This window comes from Sphingorhabdus sp. (assembly GCF_044357595.1).
Classification (GTDB): domain Bacteria; phylum Pseudomonadota; class Alphaproteobacteria; order Sphingomonadales; family Sphingomonadaceae; genus Sphingorhabdus_B.
Genome location: NZ_JBIKPH010000101.1, coordinates 1 through 8,944, shown reverse-complemented (window position 1 = coordinate 8,944; position 8,944 = coordinate 1). Strand labels below are relative to the sequence as shown.

Here is an 8,944-nt window from a genome sequence, read left to right as displayed (position 1 = left end):
TATGGCATTTTCTTCACGGGCGAAAAGGGTGTGAGCGACCCTGTAGGTTATGATGCATATTCCGTTTGGGGTGCGTTGATGATGACGGGCGCGGTATTGATCTCCGCGCTTGGGCAGCATCGGCATGTTGCCAAGCAATCGCCCCCTGCCCCGCGCGGTGTTGGCCTTGGCCATGCCTTTGCAGAGGCGAAGGTGACGCTCTCCAACCGGGCGTTTCTGTGGCTGGTATCTGCCGCTGTATTCGGGTTGATCAATCAGGGGCTGACATTTGCGCTAACCAATTATCAGCTAGGTTTTCTGTGGCAGCTTAAGCAAATGGAGATGCTCTATTATGCGCTTATCTTGTTTACGACTGTCATCGTGGCATTCATCATCGTTCCGCCCCTTTCGGCGCGTTTGGGTAAGAAGAATGCAGCCATATTGCTGGCGATGATATCCATGACCTTCACGGCAGGCTTGTACGGCAGCTGGCTTTTGGACCTTGTGCCCGGCGCGCCAAATAACCCTTCGATCCTGTTCATGTTCGCTCTGGTGGCCATGACCAACAGCGCGGCAGTCGGCATGATGATGCTGACATCATCCATGATGGCTGATGTGGTTGAGGCGTCGCAGCAGGAAACCGGCAGGCGTTCCGAAGGTTTGTTTTTCGCCGGCTATTTCTTCATGCAGAAATGCGCCGTTGGCATTGGCACATTCGCAGCGGGCATGATCCTGACCTTTGCAGATTTCCCGCAAAATGCGGTACCCGGGCGCGTGGATGTTGCCGTGCTCGACGGGCTTGCGCTATATTATATGGGCACGGTGCTGACCTTTGGGATTATCGGCGTTCTTGTCCTGAGGCATTTCCCTATTTCGCGTGAAAGTCATAATGAACGTTTGCGCGTCTTGAACACAGCGGCAGAGTCTGCCAGTTAACCGATCAATTAAAAATGAAAGAGGAATGAACCATGGATTTCGATCTCACCGACAAGCAAACCTACTGGCGGGACCGTATCCGCGATCATAACGAACGCTTCTTGCGTCCACGCATTGCCGATTATTATGCCGAGCAGGCCGCTGGCGACCGTTGGAAAGTGCTTCAAGTCGTCGAAGAGGAAAAGGCACGGGCCAAGGCCGCTGGCCTTTGGAACCTGTTCATGCCGCCAACGTCAGGCCGTGTACACGTCGATGACAGCATCCATTTTGAGGGCCCAGACCTCAACAACATGGAATATGCCCTCTGCGCCGAAGAAATGGGCCGCATCGGCTTTGCATCGGAAGTCTATAACTGCTCCGCGCCAGACACCGGAAACATGGAAGTTTTCCTGCGTTACGGAACCGCCGCGCATAAAGAAAAATGGATGATCCCGTTGATGAACGGCGAAATCCGTTCGGCGTTTTTGATGACTGAGCCAGCCGTTGCTTCGTCCGACGCAACCAACATCGAAACCTCCATCCGCCGTGAAGGCGACGAATATGTCCTCAATGGCGTGAAATGGTGGTCATCAGGTGCAGGCGACCCGCGCTGCAAAATCGCAATTGTCATGGGCAAGACCGATTTCGAAGCCAAGCGTCATGCGCAGCAATCGATGGTGCTGATGGAGCTTGATGCCCCCGGCGTAAACATTCTGCGCCATTTGCCTGTCTTCGGATACGACGACGCGCCGCATGGCCATATGGAAATCGAATTGAAGGATGTCCGCATTCCGGCGTCAAACATACTGCTGGGCGAAGGTCGCGGCTTCGAGATCGCGCAAGGGCGCCTTGGACCAGGCCGCATCCACCATTGCATGCGCACGATCGGTGTCGCCGAAGAGGCACTGGAGAAAATGTGCAAGCGGCTGCAAACCCGCGTTGCTTTTGGCAAGACCGTTGCCGAACAGAGCGTGTGGGAAGAACGCATTGCACGGGCCCGTATCGACATTGAAATGACCCGCCTGCTCTGCCTGAAGGCAGCGGACATGATGGACAAGGTCGGCAACAAGGCTGCAGCAGCAGAAATCGCGATGATCAAGGTGCAGGCCCCGAATATGGCGCTGAGCATCATCGACAATGCGATTCAAGCGCATGGTGGCGGCGGCGTGTCCGACGATTTCGGTCTTGCATCGGCATGGGCGCATCAGCGCACACTGCGTTTGGCCGATGGTCCAGACGAAGTACACGCCCGCGCAATTGCCCGTATGGAACTTGGCAAGCATGGTAGCCGCAGCAAAGACGGACTGTCCAGCGGCGACATGGGGGCAACACGGTGAAGGCTGCTGTCCTGATCGAAGCGGGTAAACCGCTTCAAATCGAGCAGATCAACATCGCCAATCCCGGGCCGCATGAGGTGCTTATCCGCACCGCGGCCTGTGGGCTGTGCCATAGCGACCTACACTTTATCGAAGGCACCTATCCGCATCCCTTACCCGCAATACCGGGACATGAGGCAGCGGGCATTGTTGAGGCTGTGGGCAGCGAAGTGCGCACGGTTAAGGTCGGCGACGCTGTTGTCACTTGCCTGAGCGCATTCTGCGGCCATTGCGAATATTGCGTCACTGGACGGATGTCGCTGTGCCTTGGCGGCGAAACCCGCCGCAGGCCGGGCGAAGCACCGCGTCTGACGCGGCCAGATGGCAGCATCGTCAACCAGATGCTGAACCTGTCGGCTTATGCCGAAATGATGTTGGTGCATGAACATGCGTGCGTCGCCATTCATCCCGACATGCCGTTGCCGCAGGCGTCGGTCATTGGCTGCGCTGTGACCACGGGTGCTGGCACGATATTCAACGCGTGTAAGGTTACACCCGGCGAAACCGTTGCCGTCATTGGCTGCGGCGGCGTTGGCCTTGCCACAATTAATGCCGCCAAGATTGCAGGGGCTGGACGCATCATCGCGGCTGACCCGTTGCCTGAAAAGCGGGCGATGGCGTTGAAGCTGGGCGCGACCGATGTGGTCGATGCCTTGGCCGATGATGCCGCTGCGCAAATTCAGGAACTGACCAAGGGCGGTGTTGACCATGCGATTGAAGCTGTGGGACGTCCTGCATCCGGCACGCTTGCGGTCAAGTCACTCAAGCGCGGCGGAACAGCAACCATACTTGGCATGATGCCGTTGCAGCATTCGGTAGGCTTGTCCGCGATGGACCTTTTGTCCGGCAAGAAACTGCAAGGCGCGATCATGGGCGGCAACCGCTTCCCGGTTGATATCCCGCGTCTGGTGGATTTCTACATGCGCGGTCTACTGGATCTCGACACCATCATTTCGGAGACCATTCCGCTGGAGCGGATTAACGAAGGTTTTGACCAGATGACGCGCGGTGACTCGGCCCGTTCGGTCATCGTTTTTGACCAATGAGCGCAGCCCCAACCCCGATTGACGCGCAAACGGCCTTTACCGGAACGGTCGCGCCAACGGGTGCGGACATCCTTGATGCCACAGCATTGGCGCAATGGATGGATGCGCATGTCGAAGGATTTGAAGGTCCAGTCGAGGTTCTGAAATTTGCAGGTGGTCAGTCGAACCCGACATATCGGTTGAACGCCAAAAGCGGTTCTTATGTGCTGCGTCGCAAGCCATTTGGCGTCCTGCTACCGAGCGCACATGCCGTTGACCGTGAATATAAGGTGATTGCGGGCTTGTACCCAACCGGCTTTCCGGTCGCAAAGCCCTTTGGCCTATGCACCGACGACAGTGTCGCTGGGTCGATGTTCTATATCATGGATATGGTTGAAGGCCGGACGATCTGGGACGGTTCCATGCCGGATTCTAACCCAACGGAGCGCCGTGCGACGTACGAGGCGATGATCGATACATTGGCGGCGCTGCACAATGTTAATGTCGAAGGCGCTGGCCTGTCCGATTTTGGCAAGCCCGGGAATTATTTCGGGCGGCAGGTCGAACGCTGGACGAAGCAATATAGGCTCGCCGAAACCGAGACGATGCCCGAAATGGAACGCCTCATCGAATGGCTGCCCAAAACCTTGCCCGAACAGACCCGCACCAGCGTCGTCCATGGCGACTATCGCATTGATAATATGATCTTCGATGCGAAAGAGGCAAAGGTCGTGGCGGTGCTGGACTGGGAATTGTCGACCTTGGGCGACCCGCTGGCAGATTTTACGTATGTCGCGATGGCATGGGTAACGCAGAATGAAGGCCGCTCGGGTATCATGGACTTGGATCGCGCAGCGTTGGGCATTCCTGAATTGGACGCGATGGTCGAACGCTATTGCGCCGCCACGAACCGTGACGGCGTGCCCGACATGAACTGGTATTTTGCGTATAATTTCTTCCGGCTTGCCGGGATTATCCAAGGCATCAAAAAACGTGTCATCGACGGCACCGCAAGTTCGTCACATGCACAAGCCATGGCCGAGCGCGTATTCCCACTGGCAGAATCTGCATGGAAGTTCGCGGAGAAGGCTGGGGCGTAATTGATAATCCTCCCCGCACGCGGCGAGGAAAAGGAGAGAGAATGTCTTTATTCGATATGACCGGCAAGGTTGCCATCATCACAGGTTCATCGCGCGGCATTGGTCAGGCGATTGCCGAAGAAATGGCCGGTCATGGCGCGAAGGTTGTGATTTCTAGCCGTACTATCGACGATTGCGCGGCCGTCGCCGCTGGTATCAATGCCAAGCATACAGGCGCGGCGCTTGCCGTAGCCTCAAGCCTGTCCTCAAAGGAAAGCTTGCAAAATCTCGTCGATGAAGCGCGCAAGGCCTTTGGCAAAGTCGATGTTTTGGTCTGCAACGCCGCATCCAACCCGCATTATGGGCCGATGGCGACGATAACTGACGAGCAACTGCGCAAGACATTGGATAACAATATCGTATCGCAGCATTGGTTGATCCAGATGGTCATACCCGAAATGATAGAGCGCAAATCGGGATCCATTGTCATCGTATCGTCGATTGCTGGCTTGCGCGGAACGCCGATCTTGGGTGCATATGGGATCACCAAGGCGGCAGATATTCAGATGACCAAGAATCTCGCGCGCGAATATGGCCCGCATAATGTGCGTATCAATTCGATCGCGCCCGGGCTGGTAAAAACCGATTTTGCGCGAGGCTTGTGGGAGAATCCCGAAAATTTGAAGACATCAACCTCTGGCGCGGCGCTGGGCCGTATTGCTGAGCCGCGCGAAATTGCGGGTGCTGCGGTATATCTCGCGTCCGACGCCTCAAGCTTTATGACCGGACAGACAATTGTGATTGATGGAGGAGTTGTCGTATGAGTGGAGCATTAGAGGGCAAAGTCGCCATCATCACCGGCGCTGGCTCAGGCATTGGCCGCGCGTCCGCCATCCGCTTTGCAGCCGAGGGCGCTAAAGTCGTTTTGGGTGACATGGCGGCATCGGTGCATGACACTGCGGCGATGATAGGTGATGCCGCGACTGCCGTGCAAATGGACGCAGGCGATGAAGCCGATGTGGCGGCGCTGGTTGCCAAGACAATCGCGCAGCACGGCCATCTCGACATCGCCTTTGCCAACGCTGGCATTTCGGGCGGCATGGAAGGCATTTTTGACAACACCGTTGAAAACTTCACCAGCGTCTTGCGCGTCAACCTGATTGGCCCGTGGCTGATGGTCAAGCATGCGGGCAAAGCGATGGCGGACGCGGGCAATGGCGGATCGATCATCCTGATGGCAAGCGTCGCTGGTATCCGTTCCGGAGCTGGCGGCCCGCCTTATTCGGCATCCAAGGCAGGCGTCATCAATCTGGCGCAAGTCAGCGCGCAACAACTGTCAGGGACCAATGTCCGCTGCAACGCGATTTGCCCAGGGCTGACCGAAACCGGTATGACAAAGCCGACATTCGATTATGCCCGTGAAAAGGGTGTGACCGAGAAGATTGGCCGCCTGAACCCCTTGCGCCGCGGCGCGCAGCCAGAAGAACTCGCCAATGTGGCTTTGTTCCTAGCCAGCGACCAGGCTTCTTATGTCAACGGCCAAGCCATCGCCGTCGATGGCGGGCTTTCAAGCTCGCACCCTGTAACCCGTCAATTGACAGGACAAACCGCAGTATGAGCGCCGAAGACTTAGGTTTCGTTTCCGACCGCCTCGCCCGAATTCCTGCGTTCATTCAGGCCAATTATCTCGACAATGGCAAATTGCCGTTCGCGTCGGTGTTGGTCGGCCGTGGCGATGATATCGCGCTGCAGTGGAGCTCTGGCGTCGCCGAAGATGCCATCTTCCGTATCGCATCAATGACCAAACCGATTACCTCGGTCGCGTTCATGCAATTGGTGGAACAGGGCCTGGTTGCGCTCACGGACCCAGTCACCAAATATATCCCCGAATTTGCGCAACTGGGCGTTTTTGTGGGCGGCGGCGGCAATGTGCCGTTTATGACGCGCGCGCCAAAGACACAAATGCGGGTGATTGATCTTCTGCGGCACACCGCTGGTTTCACCTATAGCTTTCAGGAACAAGGCAATATCGACGCGGCCTATCGCAAGACCGATGTCGAAAGCTGGACTAAAAATACGTCGCAGAGCGTGATTGATACGCTGGCGCAAATCCCATTGGAGTTCGACCCCGGCACGCAGTGGAATTATTCGGTTGCGACCGACATAGTCGGCATCTTAGTGGAACGCATCAGCGGGCTTTCGTTGCCCGAATATTTCCAGACACATATTTTCACGCCCTTGGGCATGACGGACAGTTTCTTTCAGGTGCCAGCCGGCAAAGCAGCGCGCATCCCCGAAGGCTTCGCCTTTGACCCCGAAACAAAAATGAAGCTGATCGACAAGGCAGGCGCCGACAGCATGTGGACCAAGGGCTGGTCATTCAATTCAGGCGGCGGCGGGCTTGCATCGAGCGTTGCCGATTATTACCGCTTCTGCCGGATGTTGCTCAATGGCGGCGCGTTAGATGGCGCGCAGATCCTCAGCCCAAAGACGATCGAGCTGATGACCGCAAACCATATTCCCGGCGGGCAGGACCTGACGCAAATGTCGAAATCACTGTTCAGTGAGGCAGAAATGGCGGGCATCGGTTTCGGCCTTGGCTTTGCCACCACCATCGACAGCGCGGCGACATTGACGCCTTGCTCAACGGGCGATTTCTATTGGGGGGGCATGTATTCAACTGCCTTCTTCGTCGATCCGGTCGAGGATATCATCATGATTTTCATGACGCAGTTATTGCCGTCAACCACCTACCCGGTGCGCCGCGAGATCAAGACAATGATTTACTCTGCGCTGGCGGCGTAGCCATCGGGTCCGCGTGCGGCTAAACCGCCGCAATCTCCACTTGGTTCACCGGCTCTGGCTTGGCCCGCGCGGCAATTAGGCTGCCGCTGACGATCAACACTGTCCCCAATAACACTGGCACGGTGACCGGTTCGGCAAAGAACAGCCAACCGAACAACGCCGCCCAAACAAAGGCGGTATATTCAACGGGTATCAAGATCTGCGCCTCCGCCCGCGCATAGGCCCAGCTTAAAAGTAACAGCGAGATGATCGACAATATCGCTGCGCCACCGATCAAGGGGGCATGAGCCGCACCAATGGGCTGCAAAAACCACGGTGCTGCAAAGCTGAGTGTCGCGGCGACGAAAAGATTTTGAAAAAATGCAATTTCAATTGGCCCTGCAACCTGCGCCTGCTTGCGCGCGAGGATCAGGTTATAGGCAAACACAACCGCCGAAAACAAAACTGCCGCAGCGCCCCATAGATGCCCATTGGTATAATGTCCGCTCAACCGGCCAGCTATGATGATAACCACCCCGCCAAGCCCCGCCAGCGACGCCCAGATGGCTTCACGGCCAATTGTCTCCCCCAATATCACGGCGGCCAAATAGAGTGCGATTACTGGCGCAATGAAGCTAAGCCCGATGGCTTCAGCGAACGGCAATTTTGTCAGCGACCAGAAAAAGCTGATCGACATGACCGACGCAACCATGCCGCGCCACAGATGTATTTTCAGGATGTGCGCTGGCGGCCATTTCTGCCGCGTACCGATAAACAACAGCCCCATGAACAACGCACCAAGGCAGTTGCGCCACATCACGGCATTATAGGTACCAAGCGACAAAGCGAGGTCCTTCATCGCCACATCCATTAACGAAAAGGTGCCGATGCCCGCGGCAGCCACCATGAACGGGATGAACGGACGCGGGTGGAGTTCAGCCATGTCTAGAGGCTGTGTGCGGCAAGGTTATTGAGCGCGCCACCATCGACGCGGTAGACTGTCCATTCGTCCATAGGCGTTGCCCCCAGCGCCTTGTAAAAATCAATCGCTGGCGTGTTCCAATCAAGCACTGACCATTCCAGCCGCGCACAATCGCGCTCGACCGCAAGCCCGGCAAGCGTGCCAAGCAATGCCTTGCCAAGCCCCGAACCACGGGAATCAGGTCGGACGAACAAATCCTCCAAATAAATGCCCGGCCGTCCTTCGAAGGTCGAAAAATTATGGAAGAACAAGGCGAACCCCTCCGGCACGGCGTCAATCTCGCCAATCAGCACCTCGGCATAAGGGCGCGGTCCGAACAGCTTTTGTGCCATCACCGCCTCGTCAAAACGCACCGCATGCGCCAGCTTTTCATATTCCGCCAAGTCGCGAATGAACTGCCCAATAAGCGATAAATCGGCCGGCGTTGCAGCCCGTATCGAGAGGCTCAAGCCGCTTTCCCGTGTAACGTGTCCATGCTCACGCTTGCGCCAGCGTCGATTTCTGCAGCTTTCGCCTCGACCAACCGCACAATATGGCTGACCATGTCGTCATCCTCAACATGATGGTCGGTAATGCCGGATAGATAGACCATATGTTTGCCATTGCCGCCGCCCGTGATGCCAATGTCGGTCTCGCGCGCTTCGCCGGGGCCGTTGACAACGCAGCCGAGGACCGAGAGCGACATCGGTGTTTTGATATGGCCAAGTGCATCCTCAAGCTTCTGCACCGTGCGGATGACATCAAAACCTTGGCGTGCGCAGCTAGGGCAGCTGACCACACGGACGCCGCGGGTGCGCAGGCCCA

The 8,944-nt window shown here is 56.8% G+C and carries 10 protein-coding genes; 7 read left to right on the top strand and 3 right to left on the bottom strand.

Annotated features, from left to right (window positions below; translation table 11 throughout):
* The 7 genes from ACIQ2T_RS09920 to ACIQ2T_RS09890 all read left to right on the top strand — a co-directional run.
* The coding region (locus ACIQ2T_RS09920; RefSeq protein ID WP_397590671.1) for an MFS transporter at positions 1–915 on the top strand (915 nt) is incomplete at its 5' end.
* 32 nt (positions 916–947) lie between these two features.
* The gene (locus ACIQ2T_RS09915; RefSeq protein ID WP_397590670.1) at positions 948–2,231 is read left to right on the top strand and encodes an acyl-CoA dehydrogenase family protein; all 1,284 of its coding nucleotides are present in this window, start codon (positions 948–950) and stop codon (positions 2,229–2,231) included.
* Positions 2,228–3,316, top strand: a complete 1,089-nt coding sequence (locus ACIQ2T_RS09910; RefSeq protein WP_397590669.1) for a Zn-dependent alcohol dehydrogenase — start codon at positions 2,228–2,230, stop codon at positions 3,314–3,316. Before ACIQ2T_RS09915 ends, ACIQ2T_RS09910 begins: the two co-directional genes overlap by 4 nt.
* Positions 3,313–4,395: a phosphotransferase family protein gene (locus ACIQ2T_RS09905; RefSeq protein WP_397590668.1), complete on the top strand. Its 1,083-nt coding sequence runs from the start codon at positions 3,313–3,315 to the stop codon at positions 4,393–4,395. The genes ACIQ2T_RS09910 and ACIQ2T_RS09905 overlap by 4 nt, the downstream gene beginning before the upstream one ends.
* 41 nt (positions 4,396–4,436) lie before the next feature.
* Entirely contained in the window at positions 4,437–5,198 is a 762-nt protein-coding gene (locus tag ACIQ2T_RS09900) for an SDR family NAD(P)-dependent oxidoreductase (protein WP_397590667.1), read from the top strand.
* Positions 5,195–5,992, top strand: a complete 798-nt coding sequence (locus ACIQ2T_RS09895) for an SDR family NAD(P)-dependent oxidoreductase (protein ID WP_397590666.1) — start codon at positions 5,195–5,197, stop codon at positions 5,990–5,992. The genes ACIQ2T_RS09900 and ACIQ2T_RS09895 overlap by 4 nt, the downstream gene beginning before the upstream one ends.
* A complete protein-coding gene (locus ACIQ2T_RS09890) occupies positions 5,989–7,179 on the top strand; it encodes a serine hydrolase domain-containing protein (protein ID WP_397590665.1) in 1,191 nt (396 codons plus the stop codon). Before ACIQ2T_RS09895 ends, ACIQ2T_RS09890 begins: the two co-directional genes overlap by 4 nt.
* A gap of 19 nt (positions 7,180–7,198) precedes the next feature.
* Here the strand turns inward: ACIQ2T_RS09890 and ACIQ2T_RS09885 are convergent, their stop codons facing one another.
* From ACIQ2T_RS09885 to ACIQ2T_RS09875, 3 genes are all read right to left on the bottom strand, one after another.
* Positions 7,199–8,101 (bottom strand): DMT family transporter, encoded by a 903-nt coding sequence (locus ACIQ2T_RS09885; RefSeq protein WP_315471333.1) that lies wholly within the window; start codon positions 8,099–8,101, stop codon positions 7,199–7,201.
* Between the two features lie 2 nt (positions 8,102–8,103).
* On the bottom strand, positions 8,104–8,589 hold the full coding sequence (locus tag ACIQ2T_RS09880; protein WP_397590664.1) for a GNAT family N-acetyltransferase: 486 nt from the start codon (positions 8,587–8,589) through the stop codon (positions 8,104–8,106).
* The coding region (locus tag ACIQ2T_RS09875; RefSeq protein ID WP_397590663.1) for a flavodoxin-dependent (E)-4-hydroxy-3-methylbut-2-enyl-diphosphate synthase at positions 8,586–8,944 on the bottom strand (359 nt) is incomplete at its 5' end. The genes ACIQ2T_RS09880 and ACIQ2T_RS09875, both read right to left, overlap by 4 nt.

Bases quoted from the DNA above. Each gene is read 5' to 3' on its own strand.
- ACIQ2T_RS09895 (WP_397590666.1), top strand. From the start codon at position 5,195: ATGAGTGGAGCATTAGAGGGCAAAGTCGCCATCATCACCGGCGCTGGC.
- ACIQ2T_RS09900 (WP_397590667.1), top strand. From the start codon at position 4,437: ATGTCTTTATTCGATATGACCGGCAAGGTTGCCATCATCACAGGTTCA.
- ACIQ2T_RS09890 (WP_397590665.1), top strand. From the start codon at position 5,989: ATGAGCGCCGAAGACTTAGGTTTCGTTTCCGACCGCCTCGCCCGAATT.
- ACIQ2T_RS09885 (WP_315471333.1), bottom strand. From the start codon at position 8,101: ATGGCTGAACTCCACCCGCGTCCGTTCATCCCGTTCATGGTGGCTGCC.
- ACIQ2T_RS09905 (WP_397590668.1), top strand. From the start codon at position 3,313: ATGAGCGCAGCCCCAACCCCGATTGACGCGCAAACGGCCTTTACCGGA.
- ACIQ2T_RS09915 (WP_397590670.1), top strand. From the start codon at position 948: ATGGATTTCGATCTCACCGACAAGCAAACCTACTGGCGGGACCGTATC.